The 19,138-nt window shown below is 43.1% G+C and carries 13 protein-coding genes and 1 pseudogene; 2 read left to right on the top strand and 12 right to left on the bottom strand.

Going from position 1 to position 19,138, the window contains the following annotated elements:
* Positions 1-11: 11 nt before the first annotated feature.
* The 9 genes from P4361_RS19485 to P4361_RS19445 all read right to left on the bottom strand — a co-directional run bounded on the left by P4361_RS19485 (position 12) and on the right by P4361_RS19445 (position 13,270).
* Entirely contained in the window at positions 12-1,817 is a 1,806-nt protein-coding gene (locus tag P4361_RS19485; protein WP_328090600.1) for an ABC transporter ATP-binding protein, read from the bottom strand.
* Positions 1,811-3,577 carry an ABC transporter ATP-binding protein gene (locus tag P4361_RS19480; protein ID WP_328090599.1) on the bottom strand — a complete coding sequence of 589 codons (1,767 nt, stop codon included), beginning with the start codon at positions 3,575-3,577 and terminating at the stop codon, positions 1,811-1,813. The genes P4361_RS19485 and P4361_RS19480 overlap by 7 nt, the downstream gene beginning before the upstream one ends.
* A 277-nt stretch (positions 3,578-3,854) precedes the next feature.
* On the bottom strand, positions 3,855-4,508 hold the full coding sequence (locus P4361_RS19475; protein ID WP_328090598.1) for a YesL family protein: 654 nt from the start codon (positions 4,506-4,508) through the stop codon (positions 3,855-3,857).
* A 35-nt stretch (positions 4,509-4,543) separates the two neighbouring features.
* Positions 4,544-6,856, bottom strand: a complete 2,313-nt coding sequence (locus P4361_RS19470) for a glycogen debranching protein (protein WP_328090597.1) — start codon at positions 6,854-6,856, stop codon at positions 4,544-4,546.
* 21 nt (positions 6,857-6,877) lie between these two features.
* A complete protein-coding gene (locus P4361_RS19465; RefSeq protein ID WP_062232366.1) occupies positions 6,878-7,759 on the bottom strand; it encodes a carbohydrate ABC transporter permease in 882 nt (293 codons plus the stop codon).
* A 5-nt stretch (positions 7,760-7,764) separates the two neighbouring features.
* The gene (locus tag P4361_RS19460; RefSeq protein ID WP_256227453.1) at positions 7,765-8,727 is read right to left on the bottom strand and encodes a carbohydrate ABC transporter permease; all 963 of its coding nucleotides are present in this window, start codon (positions 8,725-8,727) and stop codon (positions 7,765-7,767) included.
* 74 nt (positions 8,728-8,801) lie between these two features.
* Positions 8,802-10,091, bottom strand: a complete 1,290-nt coding sequence (locus tag P4361_RS19455) for a sugar ABC transporter substrate-binding protein (RefSeq protein WP_328090594.1) — start codon at positions 10,089-10,091, stop codon at positions 8,802-8,804.
* A 151-nt stretch (positions 10,092-10,242) separates the two neighbouring features.
* Positions 10,243-11,256, bottom strand: a complete 1,014-nt coding sequence (locus tag P4361_RS19450) for a LacI family DNA-binding transcriptional regulator (protein ID WP_256227455.1) — start codon at positions 11,254-11,256, stop codon at positions 10,243-10,245.
* Positions 11,257-11,341: 85 nt separating this feature from the next.
* On the bottom strand, positions 11,342-13,270 hold the full coding sequence (locus P4361_RS19445) for an alpha-galactosidase (RefSeq protein WP_328090593.1): 1,929 nt from the start codon (positions 13,268-13,270) through the stop codon (positions 11,342-11,344).
* Between the two features lie 314 nt (positions 13,271-13,584).
* Between P4361_RS19445 and P4361_RS19440 the strand changes: the two genes are divergently transcribed.
* Together P4361_RS19440 and P4361_RS19435 are read left to right on the top strand one after the other, a co-directional pair.
* Positions 13,585-15,066: a class I adenylate-forming enzyme family protein gene (locus P4361_RS19440; protein WP_328090591.1), complete on the top strand. Its 1,482-nt coding sequence runs from the start codon at positions 13,585-13,587 to the stop codon at positions 15,064-15,066.
* Positions 15,067-15,069: 3 nt separating this feature from the next.
* A complete protein-coding gene (locus P4361_RS19435; protein ID WP_328090589.1) occupies positions 15,070-16,797 on the top strand; it encodes an acyl-CoA dehydrogenase family protein in 1,728 nt (575 codons plus the stop codon).
* 204 nt (positions 16,798-17,001) lie between these two features.
* On the opposite strand, the gene P4361_RS19430 is transcribed toward P4361_RS19435, so the two are convergent.
* The 3 genes and pseudogenes from P4361_RS19430 to P4361_RS19420 form a co-directional block, all read right to left on the bottom strand.
* Positions 17,002-17,838 carry an SDR family oxidoreductase gene (locus tag P4361_RS19430; protein WP_328090588.1) on the bottom strand — a complete coding sequence of 279 codons (837 nt, stop codon included), beginning with the start codon at positions 17,836-17,838 and terminating at the stop codon, positions 17,002-17,004.
* Positions 17,839-17,858: 20 nt separating this feature from the next.
* Positions 17,859-18,179 (bottom strand): annotated as a pseudogene (locus P4361_RS19425) (mannonate dehydratase); the annotation flags it as partial.
* Positions 18,180-18,232: 53 nt separating this feature from the next.
* Positions 18,233-19,129 (bottom strand): ROK family protein, encoded by an 897-nt coding sequence (locus P4361_RS19420; protein WP_328090587.1) that lies wholly within the window; start codon positions 19,127-19,129, stop codon positions 18,233-18,235.
* Positions 19,130-19,138 lie beyond the last annotated feature (9 nt).

Raw genomic sequence — 19,138 nt, 5'->3', positions numbered from 1 at the left:
GCCACATAGATCTACCCAACTTCAAGTCTTTTAAACTGTGAGAGGACCAGCCGGTAATATTCCTTCTCGAGCTCCATCAGCTCCTCGTGGCTTCCTTGTTCTATAATGTTTCCGTGATCGAGCACGATGATGTTATCGGCCTCACGAATGGTGGAAAGCCGGTGGGCAACAATAATGGCCGTTCTCCCTGCAAGAAGGGTCTTCAGCGCTTTTTGTATATTGACTTCGGTTTCTGTATCAATACTCGCGGTTGCCTCATCTAGAATAAGGATGCGCGGATTTGCGAGCAAGGCACGCGCAAAGGATAATAACTGCCGCTCTCCAACAGACAGGACATTCCCCCGCTCTTCTACCTCCGTATGGTAGCCATCCTTCAATTTGTTAATAAAGAGGTTCGCACCGACGGCTTCTGCTGCTCTTTGAACCTCTTCATCGCTCGCTCCCGGCCGGCCAAATCGAATGTTCTCCATGATGGTACCAGAGAAGATGAACGTGTCCTGCAGTACAATACTTACCTGTTGGCGAAGGCTTTCAAGCTTTAAATGTTTAATAGGGATATCATCAATTTCAACGGACCCTGAAGTAGCGTCATAGAATCGGCAGATCAGGTTGGCAATGGTTGATTTTCCTGAGCCCGTATGGCCGACGAACGCAACCGTTTCACCTGCTTTAATATTCAGGTCAATACCGTTCAGTGCCTTCCGCTTGCCATCGTAAGAGAACTCCACTTCCTTAAATACCACTTTCCCCCGGACGTCATCCGGTTCCACTGGATTCGTAATTTCTGCCACATTCGGTCTTTCATCCAAGAATTCAAAAATACGTTCTGAAGACGCCATACCTACGAGAAGCTGATTATACACTTGGCCAAGTCTTGATATCGGCTCCCAGAACATGCCAAGGTAAAAGGCAAAAGAAACAAATACCCCCATCTCGAGAGAGCCTTGCTGGATTAAATGTGATCCATACCAGATTAGAATGACGGTCCCAATGGCGTTCGATACGTCCACAAAGGGGCGGAACATGGCGTTTAGCCTTGTTGCCTGTTTCCAGCTCAGCAGGTTGTCGTTATTGATACCGTCAAAGAAGTTCATATTCTCTTGTTCCTGGGTATAGGACTGAGTCACCCTAATGCCTTGAATACTCTCATTCAGATGAGAGTTAATCTTTGCCTGCCGGGCACGGACCACCTGCCAGGAACGGCGGATCCGGCGGCGTATGCTCGTTGAGATGACAAACATAAGCGGGACAACCACCATAATAGCCAGTGCAAGCGGCGGGCTGTAGACAAACATAAGAACTATGATCCCGACAAGCAAAATTAAATCCATCAGGACATTGATGACGCCGTTCGTAAACAAGTCCTGAAGTGAATTTACATCATTGATCACACGCACCAGTATGGAACCTGCTGACCGCTGATCAAAGAAACGGTGCGAGAGCCGCTGGATATGCTTAAACAAGTGCTGTCGGATGTCACAGATGACGAGCTGGCCCAGTTCATTCATCCACCTGATCCGGTACGTGTTGGCAACCCACGAAACAATGTACATGACAGCAATGGCCGTGATCAGCTCAATGAGCAATGGGGTGTTTTTATTTTTGATCGCATGGTCGAAAGTCAGGACTCCGATAAAAATAGGGACGACGAGCCGGATTCCTGTCGTTAGCAGCATAGCGATGACCGCTTTTGGCAGCAGTGATTTTCTATATGGGCTCATATATTCGAACAGCCGGGTCATGAGCCCCCAATTAAACGGCTTATCGATGGGCGGTTCGCTGGAATAAAAGAATCGTTCTTTTTTTCGTTTTACCATGAACAATACCCCGCTGACACTCGTTTGGCTTGGAGTGCTTCCCTGTCCTTGTATTGAAATTCATACGTACGTTTATACATTCCTTCTTGCTCGAGTAACTGCTCATGAGTTCCTCTTGCTGCAATTCTTCCGTTCTCAAGCACTAAAATTTCATCCGCATGCTTCAAGGAAGAGATGCGGTGAGCGATGATAAATGTCGTTCGGTCCTTCATAACTTCTTGGAAAGCCTGCTGAATCTTAAATTCGGTTTCCATATCAACGGCGCTCGTTGCATCATCTAGCAGGAGGATGCTCGGATTAACAAGAAGCGCTCTCGCGATGGAAATTCGCTGTTTTTGGCCACCGGAAAGGCCAAGGCCGCGTTCTCCAAGCTGCGTTTCATACCGCTGTGGAAGCTCCATAATAAAATCATGCGCCTGTGCCTGTTTTGCCGCTGCGATAATGCGGTCCATTTCAGCATTTGGGTCACCGTATGAGATGTTATCTTTGATGGTTGAGGAGAATAAAAAAGATTCTTGAAAAACAACGCCAATATGCTGACGAAGTTTAATCGGATCAAATGTAGAAATCGGTTTACCGTCAATTAGGATCTCGCCGGCTTGAGATTCGTAAAATCTGGAAATGAGCTGGGTGAGTGTTGTCTTGCCGGAACCAGTCGCTCCCATCAGCCCAATAATCTGACCCTTCTTCGCATGAAATGAAATGTCCTCAAGTGGGGGATCCTCCTCTGCTCCGTATCGATGCGTAACCCCTTTGAATTCGATATCTCCTTCGATGCTTTCAATCGCTTCAGATTGATGATTGAGCTCTCCAGGTTGATCCAAGAGTTCTACTAATCGTTCACCGGACGCTTTGGATTGTGAAAAGGTATTAATGATAAATCCCAACCCCATAATGGGTCCGATGATATACCAGACCAAACTAAAAAAAGCAACGAGTTCCCCAGGCATTAGCTTCCCTTGAATGACAAGATAGCCTCCATACGATAAAAGAAAGACGACACAAAGATTGCCGATCAGCTCCATGAGCGGAAAGTATTTTGCCCAGATGCCAGCCGTAAAAATTTGTTTATCCTTATAGTTTTTGTTGGAAGACATAAACTTGCCAATCTCGAAATCTTCTCTGGATAGTGACTTTACCGTCTGCATCCCGCTGACATTTTCCTGTACCTTGGTATTCAAGTCCCCCATTGACTTACGTATAGCTTGAAATGCAGGGTGAACCGCTTTATCAAATCGGTAGACGACAATAACTAAAAACGGAAGTACACCTAACGTAACAAAAGCAAGCGGGACGGAGTAATAGAACATTACCATTAAGCTGAAACCAATGAGAAAGACAAAATTGATCAACTGTGCAAAGCCGAAAGAGAGGAAGAAACGAAAACCTTCAACATCTGCAGTGAGCCGGGACATAAGATCACCGGTTTTGGCATTATCGTAATAACCAAAAGGCAAGAACTGCAGTTTTTCATACAATGCTTTCCTCAGCCGGTAGACCGCACTGACACCGAATAGATCGCCAAGATACTGATTAATAAAGGTGAATCCACCTTTGGCTGCCATCAGGACAACGAAGGCGAAGGCAAGCTTAGGCACATTTTCGTACTTTCCTTTCAAAATGACATGATCTATCGTATATTGAAGCACCATCGGATAGATGACTGTCATGCCCGTTAAGATAATGAGTGTTAGGACTGACCAGATGAAGTACCTTTTGTAGGGCCAATAAAATGCTTTCAATTTTCGGAATGTTTCCACAATCTCACCCGCCACTTTTTTATAAATTTTGAAAAGAGCCACAATATAGATATTATAATGCGGGTCCAAATAAATAACTAATATTTGGGATTTAATCCGAAATTCCTAGCTTCTCCTTCCTCTCAGTTTCTATTTCGCTTACTGCTGCAAGGGATTTTCCTAGGTCATTTCATGGATACTTAATAATTTAAACGCGTGACTTATGAAGCATTTTTACTTTAAATGAAAAAACCCTCATCCTAAACACCGATTGAGTGTAATGGAAGAGGGTTTTAAATTATTCGGTACCAATTGTCAGTGATCGGCCTTCTTGAACAGCGCCTTTAACATTGATTTTTGAAAAAACATTGTGAGTGACGAGTGTAATCCAAAACGCGAGGACACTGCTACTGAAGAATAACGAGAGGCCTTGGAAATTGTAGATAAACAGCAGGATGAAAAGTGCTCCGCACCAGAGCAGAAAGCTATGGAGCGGGAACATGACGGCAATCAGGAAAACGTTCTTTATATACTGCAATGGTTTGCATTGGTAATGAACATACACAGGGAAAAAATAAAGGTTGAACGTACCGAACAATACGACACACGCGAACCAAATGATCTTTGCATAAACCAAGGCTGTAGAAGTCTGGTTCATGTAAAACTTGTAATCTAGGACAAACAGCAGCAAAGCGGCCATAAGCACAAGCCCGATCTTTTGAGACTTGAAGAGTTCTTTGCGATATGTCTGCCAAAACAAATGGAACAGTTTGATATCCGTGTTGCCTTGTACCCATTTTCTTGTCACGGTGTACATGGCGATGGTTGAAGGAAACAATCCAAAAAGAACAAACCCCGCCAATGTAAATGCCAGCCAAAGTATGTTCAAATAAGCAATCCTCATGACCCATTCACACATATGATAAAGTTTCCCAATGTATCCTTTTTCCACAACTGCCACTCCTTACTTTATATCCTCAGTGTCCATCATAGTCTCATGACACGTACCACATGCTTCTCTGCCTGCTGAATTTCAATCCGCTGCTGAGGATCAACAATGACTTCTTTGTCATCCAAGTATATGGATTGATTAGAATCCATCGGAAGATCTAAAAGAATTTTCCATCCTTTATTTTTCATTGCAATCTCATAAACCGTTTCTTTCTCATTTTGTGTAATGGAAATATCGCATTCGTTCTGTTTCTCTCCGAGCCCAATTTGTACATTCCTCACCGATAACGTATCCCAGCCTTGTGGAAGACGGGGCCTTATGGTCACTTCTTTCCAATACGCTCTCGGCTGAATGCCAAAGATATGAGTCAGCAGCGGCCATACTATGCCATAGGACGTCCATGCCTGTACGAAGCATCCGTAATCTGGAGACATTTCATGAATCGATCCAGGCAGTCTTTTATTGAATGTGCTTGCTATGAGATTAACAAACTTTAACGCTTCATCTATTCGGTCATACCGGCATTCCGCCACCGCCTGGACGCTTGTAGAGATCGTCATCATATGCGTACGGTACATACCTGATAGATATGTACCCCACGGTCCGGTGAATTCATTGGTTCCCATCCGGTCCAAGGCTTTGATCGCCTGTACTCTTGGAGCAAGCCCTGTTTCCATCGGCGTATTGATCACCCAGTTTTTAAAAAGCCAAGGCTGCTGCACATTTCCATCTAGTTTTGACATCTTTTCTTTCATTTCTTGTAATTCTGCTGCAGCTTGATCGGAACCGCCTTCTCTCGCATTGTTGATGTACAAATCTATTTTTTCAAGAACCAGATCTGGTGTTGCCATCGCATCAGCGTAGAGACCTTCATCTTCCAGCCAAAAGTCACGGTTAATAATCTCGCCAAGCTGTTTACCTATTTGTTGATAATGAAGAGCTGTATCCTTTTCACCCATCAGCTCGGCCATCAATGCTCCTGTACGCAACGCTTCATACGTATAGACCGCTGTATCGATTAATTCAACGTTTAATCCTTCGATTTCAATGATTCCATATCCTTCCGGAAGCAGATCATGATCAGGATCCATCTCTTCAAACAGCCACTTAATGCCTTTTTTTACTGACGGATACATCATCTTTATGAAATCCTTATCACCCGTCCAAAGAAATGTTTCCCATACACATTTAATAAAATGCGGTGTTTCTTGGGTATTACCTTTATTTGCTACGGCTCCGCTCGTCAGGATCTCATGAACGATGCGGCCGTTCCCGTTTTCTGTTTCTGATACTTTTTGAAGGAGTGATAAGGTTTCTTGCGCTAATTCCAGGTTGCCAAGTGGAAGGTTACCCAGCAGAGCGTAGCTGCTGTCACAACCGAACCACCACGAGTACTCTGGATGGCCGGCAGCCAGCCCTCGGCCTAATCCCTCGACTTCCATTGTCAGCCAATCCATATTAAACTTGTTCCAATTGAACACCTTTTCCAGCTGCTTATCAGGAATGGAGATAGCTGTTTTGCTGAGCATCTCGTTATAGCGTGTTTTCTTTGTTTCAAACAACTCTTTTGAATGTTCTTTCATGTTACTGAACGTTTTTAGTGCCGCTTCTGCCGATTGGTTGGATCCTGCTACAAAAAACGTTAAGGTAATTGTTTCACCTTGGCTGATTTCGAAAGACTCATAGGTTAGCTGACCCGAAATCCCTTGCCCAGCCGTATGCTCAGGACCAAAAAGAGAACGTTCTATTTTATTTTTAACGAGTGGCCTGTCGGAGCCGAACACAACATACCATGGGTTCAACGTATCGGATCCTATGAAGACATCGTTCTCTTCATCCAATTCACCGGCATCTTCTCCATCCTGTATTCCGATTTGATCGGAATACCAGACAGGGCTTAAGTCCGTTCTACCTAAGAAAGAAGCTTGAAATACCCGCCTTTTGTCTGATTGATTCGTAACTTCATAGGTGACGACCGCACCTTCTGTTTGATCCGGACAAAACTGCCTTCTGATGACTGTCAGTTCACGTTCCTTAATCATATATTCATGCTCATTGTAAAAAGGATAGTTATGAAAGACGTCTGCTTCCTCGAGCCAGAACCCATGAGTTGAGTCCGTTTCTTGGAGATGCAGCCAGTATCCGTCCAATAGTTTGATCGGATGCGTCCACACACCTCCCATTTCATCCTTAACGTGATGCCCAAAATCGGGAAACAACCCACTTTGTGCTCCCACTATATAGCTTCGGTCGCCGGCACAAATGTACAGATCCGACAACATTTCTTTTTTTCTTTCGATAAAATCATTTACTGCAGGATCATTCAATTGCTGTTCCTTAATAGTCATATTGCTTCCCCCTTGCCGTAGTTAGCCCTTTACTCCGCCAGACAGCGAGATGCCTTCAATAAAATATTTCTGTCCTACAAAGAAAAGAATAAGTGATGGCAGCATTGTAACAACGGATGCGGCCATTAAATAGTTCCATTGAACATCATTCTGGCTTTTAAAGAAATTGATTCCCAAAGCTAGTGTATAAAGGTCGGGCTTGCTTAAATAAAGCAGCGGGCCCATAAAATCATTCCATGCCCCATTAAACTGAAAAATGGCTACCGTTATCAGCGCTGGCATGGTTAAAGGCACAATGATTTTCCATAGGATACCGAGCGTTCCAAGGCCATCAATTTTTGCTGCGTCTTCCAGCTCTGTTGGGATAGACATATAGAATTGCCGCAAAAGAAAGATAAAAAAGGCATTTCCAAAGAAAGCGGGAACAATTAGCGGCAGAAATGTATTAATCCAACCTAAACTCTTAAATAAGTAAAAGACGGGAATCATCGTTACAGCGGTCGGCAGCATCATTGTAGCGAGCATGACCAAGAAAAGGACATTCTTGCCTTTTGCTCGGAACCGCGCAAAACCATAAGCGACAACGGTACAGGAAAGCAGCGTGCCAATGATCGTGCTCACTGTAATGATCACTGTATTTCCGAGCCATTTTCCAAATGGAAGAGACTGAAACGTCGTCACATAGTTATCCCACCGGATTGGATCCGGAAGCCATTTCGGAGGAAACGAAAAGACCTGCCAAGATTCCTTTAAGGAGGCAGAGACCATCCAGAAAAACGGAATGAGCATCACGATGGCTCCTAATATGAGTAACGAATAAACAATGAGCTGTCCGATGATCTTTGATGCTTTCAATTTTTTCTTATCATGGTTCTTTGCTTTATGAATTACTGAAGTTGACATCGCCGTTACCTCTTTTCTCCTTCATAATGCACCCATAAGGCGGAAGATCGAAAGACGAGCAGGGTAAAAATGAAGATGATGATAAATAAAATCCAAGCAAGGGCAGAAGCATAGCCCATATCAAATTCTTCAAATGCTTTTCGGAATAAATAGTAGTTAAAGAACAAGGTGGAGTTTAAAGGTCCTCCCTTGGTCATCACATATGCCTCGCCAAAGGTTTGCAGCGCACCAATAATACCGGTAATTAAGTTAAAAAAGATGGTCGGAGTGAGCATCGGAACCGTAATATGCATGAACTTTTGAAACTTGCTTGCTCCATCAAGGTCAGCAGCTTCATATAAATAATCTGGTATGCCATTGAGACCAGCGAGCCAGATTATGATACCGCCGCCTACACCCCATAAACTCATGATGACAATAGACAACAACGCCCACTTAGGGTCAAAGATCCAGCCAGGCCCCTTGATTCCAAAATAACCAAGGACGGTATTTAAAAGTCCAATCTGGGGATTAAAAATGTACATCCAAAGAACCATTACTGATACTCCACTTACGACCGCAGGGAGGTAATAGATCGTTCTAAAGATGCTCATCCCCCGTACAGCCTGATTCAGCAACATTGCCACCCCAAGTGAAACAATCAGGCCAATAGGAACGGAGAACAATGAATAAATCATGGTTACTTTGAGTGCCTGCCAGAATAAAGGATCGCCTGTAAAGGCTTTTACATAATTATCGAGGCCTGTCCATTTGGCAGGCGTCAATAGATCCCAGTCTGTAAAGCTGATATATAGAGAAGCAATCATCGGACCCAAAATGAAAAAAAGAAAACCGAGCAGCCAAGGAGAAATGAGTAAATAAAAGGTGAGTCCTTCTTTTCTCTCTGAATTCAGCCATCTTTTTTTCGTTTTTGCCTGATAGATCAGCGGACGTTCAGTAACAGTATTCAAATTAGATTCTCTATGCATGATTTCACCTCTCATCTACTGATTAAGGTGAGTCTGTCATTGACCCACCTCAATCTATTGATTCCATAATCCTCTTATTTTTGTGCTTTACCTAACTCTTCATCAGAATTTTTAGCCGCCTGATCCAACTCTTTATCAATGTTCATTTTTTTGCCAAGCATGAATCGTTCCATCAAGTTAGCTACTTCCTTGCTGCCAGTCGCTTGATAGTAAGGACTGATTCTTTCAGGGAACATTTGAACATTTTGAATCCCATCTACAAACGGTTTAAAGTCCTTGTCTGTTGTTTGACCTTTTTCTTCAGCAACTTTCTTAACAGCTGTAAAAGCATGGTCGGCAAATACTTTACCGCCTTCAGCACCTGTAAGGTACTTTAGGTAATCCCATGCTGCTTTTTTGTGTTCAGACTTAGAATACAATCCATAGCCTGCATAAAAGATACTGTTTACTTCACCCTTAGGTCCTTTAGGTACATCCACAGTTCCGAATTTCAAATCTGGATTTTTTCGATAGTCCATGATCGGCCATCGTCCACCTAGGGCCATCGCGGTTTTTTGAGCTCCAAAAAGATCTACACCTTTAAATGCTTCCGAATCAGAGGTCGTAGGTACTATCTTGTCTTTAAAGTACATATCATGGTAGAAGTTCAGCGCGTCTTTTGAACCGTAGCTGTTTAAATATCCTTCAAACTTCTTTCCGTCATTGCTGATAAAGCTGCCACCATATCCGTATAGAAGCGGAATTAGGAAGCGCTGTTCAGCTCCGCCCATCTCCGTTCCCCAATGAACAATGTTGCCATTTTCCTTTTTGGTTAATTTCTTAGCTGTGGCGTAAAAATCATCCCACGTCCACCCTTTTTTGGGATAAGGAATCTTGGCTTCATCAAACATTTTCTTGTTGTAGTAAACGGCAAGCGTGCTGTAATCCTTTGGAAGCGTATACAGTTCACCGTCAATCTTTCCTACATCTAAAACGTTTTGGTAATAATCGTCATAATTAATCCCGTTTTTTCCTTTGGCATAGTCGGAGAGATTTTCAAAAGCGCCTTTTTCCATATAAAGCCTGATGTCGCCATCACCAACTTGAAAGATATCAGGAGCGTCTCCGCCTGCAATCTGCGTCAGAAGCTTCGTACCGTACTGATCAGGGACCGATTCAATTTCAATTTTCACATTCGGATGTTTCTTCATATAGGAATCGGCGACTTTTTGCTGCAAGGCCTGGCCTTCTCCGCCTTCCCATGTTCCAACTCTCAGGGTGATCTGGTCGCCTTTGGCATCCGTACTGGTGTCCTTGCTGCAGCCAGTTAACATTAGTCCTGCCGCTAGAGACATGGTTAAAAGCATCTTTCCGGCTTTTTTCATTTTGTTGTTCCCCCTTCAATCCATTTTTATATTGTTAGTGGTTAAACCACGGACAACCGGAAAACCCAAAACGTTTCGGGTTTATGCGTTAGTATAATATGTATAGTTGTCTCGAAAACGTTTCGGATTTTTAGAAGAGACTGCCCCTCATTTAAAGGATGGATGCAGTTGATTCTCTTATAACTAGTTTGCTGTTTAGAACTCTTTGATGAGGCTCCACTTGGTTCTCCAGTATACTGATTAGCATTTCAGCTGCTTGATAGCCCATCTGGTATTTATCTTGAGAGATTGTAGTTAGAGCAGGAGTAACATAGGATGCCAAAACAATATCGTCATAGCCGATAATGGATAGTTCATCCGGCATCTGAAGATTTAATTTTTTTGCCGCCCTTATGACTCCCAAAGCCATTAAATCACTTGCACAAAATATTGCTGTGATCTCTGGATGGTTCTGAAGCATCTGCAACGCCTTTTCTTCGGCTATAACTTCTGAAAAAGCCCCATTGGCAATCCATTCGCTCCGAACGATGATTTCATTCTCAAGCAGAGCCTGCGAGTATCCTTCTAATCGATTCTTGCTGACAAAAGCAAAATCGTGTCCGTTCATGAACCCAATGTTCTTATGGCCTAACTCAATTAAATATTCAACAGCGGTCTTTGCTCCAAGAACACTATCAGTTGTAATAAAGCCGACTTTGTCTGAACGGATGGGAATATCAATGAGTACACATGGGATATCACTTGTTACAACTTCTTTAAGATAAGTGTCATTGGTTTTTATTCCGGAAATAATCACCCCGTCTACTCTTCTTTCCCTGCAAACTTGAGCATACGTTTTTACTTTCTGTTTGGCGGAACTGGTACTGAACAGCACTAAATCATAGTCATGCTGTCCCGAACAATCATTGATTCCGCAAAGGACTTCATAAGTAAAGTTATCCTTTACCCCCTCCCTGAACATTTCAGAGACGAGAAGTCCGATTGTTCTTGTTTTCTTCATTACTAGGCTGCGGGCAATGGAGTTCGGACTGTAGTTCAAATCTCTGGCCGCTTGCTTAACTCTTTGTTTTGTTTTTTCACTGACATCGTAATAATCATTAAGCGCGCGGGAAACTGTTGTAATGGAAAGTCCGACCCTTTTGGCAATGTCTTTTATCGTGGTCAAGTTCCATTTCCTCCAAAACGTTTTGGTAATGCTACAAAAATTATAACGCAATATTGAAAGCGTTATCAATATTTATTTTTAATTTTCAGAAACTTTTAATCGCTTGAATCATGAAGACAGATGATTCACTCTTACCGTGTTTCGATACAGTCATTCCCTCTTGAAGAAGCTGTTCCCCGCTCCGTATGATCGAATGTCCACTATCCATATCCGTAACGATGTATTCTGACATTGAGTTAAGCCCTTTGCATTTTAACTTTATTTCTTCCTGTTGCTCATCGATTGAAAAATAGAAGACGAGACTCCTATCCTCATCCGACAATACATATTGAAAGCCACCATAACTTATCTTATTATCATTTTCATCACGGTTGCATTGTTCATTTAAACGATATAGGTCCCCGTTCTGCACAAAGTGAAATACCTTTTCCTTATAAAACTTGATGTTTTTTTTCACTTCCTGCCTTACTCGTTCTTTCCATTCTGGCAATGGATGAGAGAGACCCAAACGATGAATCATAGCTGTCCTCATATGAAATGCTATCTCTTTTTCCGTACACTCATTCAGCCTCAGTGGCGGAAAAGCATAATCACCGTTCACATTCGGTTTGGATTGAGACCAGACAAAATGCAAACAAGCAGAAGGGGGCAATAACAAGCTTGAAGCCCAAAATACCTGAAGCTGGTGGAGCAAATAGTCAGGGTCACTTAAAAAATTCACATGATTATGCTTCATGATTCCCAAATCTGTCCGCAAGCCCCCGGATGAACAATTTTCTAAAATAACATGAGGATGCTTTTTTCGAATCATATCCAATACTCTGTAGTAGCCAAGGTAATGCTCAAACAGTCCATCTCCAGCGCCATGTCCATGATCTGTACGGCTGCATCCTGCGTGAGGATCAAGATTAAAGTCTAATTTGAGCCAATCACACTGATAGTCGATAATTAAACGGTCCAGGACTGAAAGGGCCCAATCTTGTGCTTCCACATTTCCGAAACAAATGTAACCAAGAGGCTCTCCGTCTCGTTTAGCAATAAAATCTTCACGTCTGGAGCCGATTGCTGCCTTTTTCCCCAGTCCTTCAATTTCACACCAGAAACCGAACTTCATGTTTCTTTCATGGACTTCATCACTTAACGCTCTTATCCCTGAAGAAAAACGATCTGTGTTTACTTTATCCCAATCACCCCGCCAATCAAACCATTCTGAGTGGCCATCCGGCGGACCAAACCATCCGGCATCCAATGTGCAGACATCGATTCCAAGAGATTGTGCAATAGCAGCATTCTCTTTAAAGATGTTCTCATTGATTTCACTGTCTTCATAGGTCCACCAATGATTCCATTCCACTAGAGGATTATCTAATTCTTTGTTGGCAGGAATCCAAAACTCCCTTGCCCAGCGGTTAAATCGAACAGCCATCTCATTCATGTCGTGGCAGTCTGATTCAATAGTAAGGATACGAACACTTTCCATATCTTCCTCTGGAAACAACTCTTTGTAAAACTCCCAATCTGAAAGTCCTCCACTGAGATGGACACCTTTCATGCTGGGCTGAAAACGCAGCACCCAGTTTCCGGACCAGGCGACCGTAACCATTCGAACACTGCTTTCAGTGTTCAAAAAAACAAAGGGATGAACGGACGCTGAAGACCGGCCCAACCGATTCTCCAGAATTACTTCTTCATTTATTATTGTTTTAAAAGGCTGATATTCATTTCCCCAACCACTCTTGAAGCAGGTTAGTTCAGAAGCTGTTGGGATCCATTCATTAATACTGTCTATCCTATCAATTCTTAATATCTCCTTTGAGATATTCTTAACGGTATTCCAAAGTTCCTGTACCCCAGAGCCAGTGTATAATTTCTTGAAGTACTCCACTCTGAAGTTCTGAGATTCATACGTAAAACAACGTAAAATAAATGTTTTTCCATGACGTTCTTTTTCTTCTACAAACTTTAAATCTTCTAAATGATACTGCTGTCCATCACACGTTACAGAAAACCCCATCTCTTCATTCCTTTCTGTTCATTTGCAGAAACCTGTGACATTTTTCTACAAAACTATTAATTCACCACTTATTAAGGATTTCCTTGTGAAAAATACAAATAAAAGGCCTGACTCTTACTCCTACGTCACTTTGAGAGTCATTAAGTTACAGATTTGGAATGATTGTAAGTACACACTTTCGCGTTCCATAGGCATTTTTTTATATCGATCAGCCTTTAAGAAAATAGAGGAATTGGATAAGATGATGTCAAACAGTTAGTTAACACCTTGGAAAAGACGATGACGTTAAATTACTAGTAAAGGTGGCCGTCGAGATGACCATTCACGGGTTCTTGGAACTAAACGCCCGGAAGTTCCCAACGAAAGAAGCATTTATTTCTGGTACAGCACGATTGACATACAGCGATATGAATGGCAAAGCCAATCAGCTTGCCCGACTACTGATTGAAAACGGCGTCAGGAAGAACGAACGAATGGCGATCATGTCGCGAAACAATGAGCATTTCTTCTATGCGTATTTTGCTTTATTAAAAGCGGGAGCCATTCCTGTTCCTCTCAACACACGGCTCAAGTCGACCGAGGTCCATTCTATTTTAGAAAGGATGGATTGCAGAGGAATCCTTTATGAGCAATCTTTTCAGTCATGCGTTTCACAGGAGACTATAGTATTACCACATCTGGCGGTTTCCTTGGAACATGCCGTTAACCAATCCCACTCCCTCTCATCCGATAATCTGAACTTCTCGATTGATACGAACGAGATTTGTGAGATCATGCTCACTTCAGGAACGACGGGTCTTCCAAAAGGAGTGATGCTCACTCATGCCCAGGTTTCCTCTGTTGCCTTGGGGATCGCAATAGAATTCCATTTATCCCACAATGACCGCATCCTTTCACAAATGCCTCTTTCCCATTCCGCTCCACTAAATTGTTTTTTCATGGGCGGGCTTTATTGCGGTGCTTCTCATGTTCTTGGAGATTTCACACCTCAGAACTTTCTCCAAAGGATCCATCAAGAAAAAACGACATTCACCTTTGCCTCTCCCATCGCCTATTTGCTTGCAGCCAAAGAACCTTCCCTATCGAATTATGATCTATCCAGCATGCGGGTATTCGCCTATGGCGGCGGAGCCATGCCTCTTGCTTCCTATCATTTTGTGACAAAAGCCTTTCATAACAAAAACTTCTACCAGGTTTACGGCTTAACGGAAGCCGGGCCGAACGGGTCCCTTTTGCGCCCGGAGGAACATGAACATAAACCAGGAAGCATTGGTAAAACCCCGGTAGTAAATATGGAGATGAAAGTCATCAATGATGATGGAACAGAAACTGCTCCTGGTGAATACGGTGAAATTATTTTAGCAGGTGACAGTGTGATGTCCGGCTATTTCAATAACAAAGACGCCACAGACGATATCCTTCGTGAAGGGTGGATTTATTCCGGTGACATTGCTTATCGTGACGAAGACGGCTATCTATTCATCGTCGACCGAAAAAAAGACATGATCATTCCCGGTGGTGTCAACGTGTATCCTCGCGAGATCGAAGAAACTCTGACGAAGCATCCGGATGTCCTTCAAGCATGCGTTGTAGGGATTCAAGATCAGGAGTGGGGCGAAACCATCAAGGCTGTTATTGTAAGAAAAGAAGATTCAGAGGTCTCAGAAGGTGAACTTAGAAGCTTTTTGTCTGTTCATCTAGCTGAATATAAGTGCCCACGTACATACAGTTTTGTTACTGAACTGCCGTACAATGCCAACGGTAAAATCTTAAAACAGCTCGTAAAGGAGATGTGACACGTGAAAAACAGTTTAAAGAACAGCGACCGTATCGACTATACAAAATGGAAGGAAGGAAATGAAGCCAATTGGTATAATGACGATCCGATCCTTGTCCGCTATGCGAAACGTTATTTATCAGTTCCGATGTTTACATATGTTGAATCCGCCTTTCAAAAAACAGGAGAGCTTGCTTCTGGCCCAATTGATCAGCGGGCTGTACATACCGATCGCGATGGAGCTCCGAAACTGATCCGTTATAACCGCAAAGGGGAAGAAATCAATGAAGTCTGGTATAACGAGGGATATTTGCAAACGATAAAGGACGGTTATGGAACAGGCGTCGTATCTTATCGCTATGATGATAACGCCCCTGAAAAGGTTCCTTTCATGGTGAACTCCATTCTGCTTTATTTGCTGTGTGAAGCTGAAAATGGCTTCACTTGTCCTGTAGGACTTTCACAGTCCGTTGCTTTCGTTCTTGAAAAATTCGGATCCACTCAGCAAAAGAACGATTACCTTTCCCGCCTGTCCTCTACCGATCCTGAAGTACACGCTCAAGGAGCGACATTTTTAACCGAGATACAAGGCGGGTCAGATGTGGGAGCAACCCAAACCATTGCAGTTAAACACGGCGACCACTATCTCCTGACAGGGGAAAAATGGTTCGCGAGCAATTGTGATGCCGAAATTGCCATTGCCCTCGCAAGAGTCAGCGAAAAACCATCTACAAAGGGACTCGGACTTTTTATCGTGCCAAGGACACTGTCAGATGGGACAAAAAACAAGGTAACGATAAGAAGGCTTAAGGATAAACTGGGTGTCCGGGCAGTCGCCAGTGGTGAACTCATTTTAAACGAAGCGGTAGGTTATCTCATTGGTGAAGAAGAGAACGGCTTTAAATACATGGCAGAAGCCCTGAATGTTTCAAGGCTCGGCACCTCTCTTGCAGGTCTTGCCGTTGCAAGAAGAGCACATCTGGAAGCGGCCGTCTATACAAGCCAGCGTAATGCATTCGGGGCAGCGGTTATCTCTTATCCCATGGTACAGGAATCATTGACGAACATGATGACTGAAATTGAAGCAGCATGGTCAATCTCCGCTCAGATGATTTCTTTATTCGACCGTGTGCATACCTACAATGAAGGAACTCCTGAAAGTACCTCTCTCCTCAGGATCCTTCTTTCACTAGCCAAATACCGGTGCAGCGAGCTAGGTGTATCCGCTGCCAAAGAGGCGCTTGAACTGCATGGAGGCAATGGATACATTGAAGAATATGTTACCCCTCGCCTTCTACGGGATGCAATTGTTAATCCGGTTTGGGAAGGAACCGCAAACATCCAGTCGCTCGAAGTATTAAAAACGCTTCAGAAGGGCGGAACAGTATCGTTTATGGAAGACTTGTATCAAACCATGGATCAAATCAAAAATTCAGAACTTCTTCAGCTCCGAACCCAAATAAAGATGGAAGTTCAACGAATGGAAGAACTGTTTGAACATGTATTAAAACAAGATGGTCAGCAGCAAAGTGCCCTCGCGAAGAAACTGGCGGATTTTATGTATGATTTGTATACAGCCGTCCATCTACTGGAAGAAGCGCAATATGATCTTCAACATACGGGAGATAACAGGAGAATAATCGTGACAGAACACTGGTACAGAATGAGATTTGATCGTTCTCCTGATCGCGGGATCCTGGGTGATACCATGACCGATGAGAAGTTTGAGAAAATCGTCTGCTTTCATTGAAAATTGAAGGATAAAGGAGCGGGGAAAACTCCGCTTTTTTTTTACAAAAAAAGAACCGAATCAAAAGGATCCGGCTGCTCAATGAGGGTATTTCATTAGGGGGTGTGTCAAGAGATTGTTTAATCCCAACGATTATACTCCCTATCATACCACAACACTTTAATAAGTAAACGCTTTTATGCATTAAATTAATAAAATTATTTTTTACACACCTGAAAAAGCCATAAATCCACCATCTACTGGAACAGTAATACCCGTCACAAATCCGGAGTATGATTCATCCGCTAACCAAAGCATCGTTCCTAGTAAGTCCTTTGGTTTCCCAAACCTCTTCATCGGAGTGCTTCCTATAATTTTACTTGACCGGTCTGTATAGCTTCCGTTTTCCTTCAAAAGCAGTCCGCGATTTTGTGTCGTTAAAAAGAACCCCGGTGCAATCGCATTCACACGCAGGCCTGTTTCCGCAAAATGGACCGCCATCCACATCGTAAAATTATTGATCGATGCTTTTGCCGCACTATAAGCAGGCACCTTTGTCATGGGTGAGTAAGCACTCATGGATGAAATATTGATAACAGCCGGTGATTCTGCCTGCAGCAATGCCTTGCCGAATACTTGAGATGCAAGAAAAGTGCCGGTAAAGTTAGTTGAGAACACGTTGGAAAATCCGTTCTCATCCATATCAAAAAATGATTTTCCTGAAGCTTCTTCGTCGTATGTCTCAAAGTCAGTGATCGCATCGGGATGGTTGCCTCCAGCCCCATTGATCAGTAGATCGATGGAACCAAACCATTCTAAAATCTCCTCTTTCGCCTTTTCTAATGATTCCCGGTTCAAAACGTCAGCGGAGACAGAAAGAGCGGTGCCGCCAGACTGCCGGATCTCGTCGACAACCTTTTGCCCTTTTTCAGCGGTACGGTTCAGAACTGCCACTTTCATGCCGTGGCGGGCGAGCTCACGGGCCATCTCGGAACAAAGGACCCCGCTGCCGCCGGTGATGACCGCTGTTTTATGGTTTAAGGTTTCATGCACGGGAATCATACGCTATCTCCTTTTTTACGCATGAAGTTGTAGCAAATGACCTTTACTCCAAATTCAGTAAGGTTGCGGATCGTTTGCTTATAATTTTCAATATAACGATTGCGTTCTTCATTGCCGAGTTTGATCGCTTCATGGATATTCACACTTTCTACAACCTCTGCATGAAATCCCTTTGATTGAATGTACTCCACTTCAGCCTTTATTTCTTCCTTATCCCATACTTCCCCGACAGGCTTTTGGTGCAGCGCCCAAACGATTCCCTTCACTCCTGGAATTTGTTTAACATGATCCAGTGTGACCGTATCGTTCCCGCGGCCGTACCATCGAAATGTGATATTCATCTTACACCTCCGTATCGTTCAGTGGTTAAGTAAATAGATTAAGAGAGTACACTCTACTTCTTTTGGGACCTAAAGTCAGGATTTCCTTTTAAAGCCGCTCCAATAAGTGCTGCCTTTCCGTCAAGATGGCTTATGAACAATCTGTCTACTGTTCCTTGCTGTTCTGGCAAGACTAAGTCCTTTAAAGAATCCTTGATTGATCGTAACAAAAAGGGGTTTTGGGTTATTACACTACCTCCGATGATTATTTTATGAGGATCTAACAAATTAATAATGGTGTAAATTCCCTTACTAAACGTTTTGATCACATCATCCATCAATACAATGGAACACGAATCACCTTTATAATAGTTCTTGACCCATTCCTTTGTGGAAAAATGCTGACCGGTTTGAACCCTTCCTCTTCTGGAAATAGCTGGGCCACTTGCAAGCTCCTCGATTCTCTGATTGCTTGATGTCACAAAAGATAATCCAAGTTCTCCGGCAAAACCACATCCATTGAGGACTGATCCATTATACAAGGTGCAGCAAGCAATACCGGTACTCCATGTAATATACACAAAAATTTCGTTTGATTTACTGTTAGCATGCAGCCACTCACCATATGCAGCCATAACGACATCATTATCAATCCAGACTTCCGTTTGAAATGTATTTCTTAACCTTTCTGCAATGGGGAAGGACGACCAGGAAAGATTGTTTTGATAGACAGCCATTCCTTTTTCCACATCCACTTTTCCAGGAACACCTGCACCAATACCATGAATATCTTTCCATGAAACACCAGCATCTGACACCACTCTTTTTATGCAATTCACAACTTGATCGAACATTTCTTCAGGGTGATGAGGCTTGCTTTGAATGGTTTTTACTTCCTGGCAACTTCCTTGTTGATCGACCAGACAAGCCGCAATTTTGGTACCGCCGATATCTACACCAATAGAATACATCGATTGACC

The organism is Fictibacillus sp. B-59209, from assembly GCF_036216745.1.
GTDB classification, from domain to species: Bacteria; Bacillota; Bacilli; order Bacillales; family Fictibacillaceae; genus Fictibacillus_C; species Fictibacillus_C marinisediminis.
Note: the sequence above shows the minus strand (reverse complement) of the source record. Positions and strands in the feature narration are given on the sequence as shown.

Coding starts and splice junctions, on each gene's coding strand:
- P4361_RS19430 (WP_328090588.1), bottom strand. CDS start 17,838: ATGATTCCCGTGCATGAAACCTTAAACCATAAAACAGCGGTCATCACC.
- P4361_RS19445 (WP_328090593.1), bottom strand. CDS start 13,270: ATGGGGTTTTCTGTAACGTGTGATGGACAGCAGTATCATTTAGAAGAT.
- P4361_RS19485 (WP_328090600.1), bottom strand. CDS start 1,817: ATGGTAAAACGAAAAAAAGAACGATTCTTTTATTCCAGCGAACCGCCC.
- P4361_RS19440 (WP_328090591.1), top strand. CDS start 13,585: ATGACCATTCACGGGTTCTTGGAACTAAACGCCCGGAAGTTCCCAACG.
- P4361_RS19470 (WP_328090597.1), bottom strand. CDS start 6,856: ATGACTATTAAGGAACAGCAATTGAATGATCCTGCAGTAAATGATTTT.
- P4361_RS19455 (WP_328090594.1), bottom strand. CDS start 10,091: ATGAAAAAAGCCGGAAAGATGCTTTTAACCATGTCTCTAGCGGCAGGA.
- P4361_RS19420 (WP_328090587.1), bottom strand. CDS start 19,129: ATGTATTCTATTGGTGTAGATATCGGCGGTACCAAAATTGCGGCTTGT.
- P4361_RS19460 (WP_256227453.1), bottom strand. CDS start 8,727: ATGCATAGAGAATCTAATTTGAATACTGTTACTGAACGTCCGCTGATC.
- P4361_RS19465 (WP_062232366.1), bottom strand. CDS start 7,759: ATGTCAACTTCAGTAATTCATAAAGCAAAGAACCATGATAAGAAAAAA.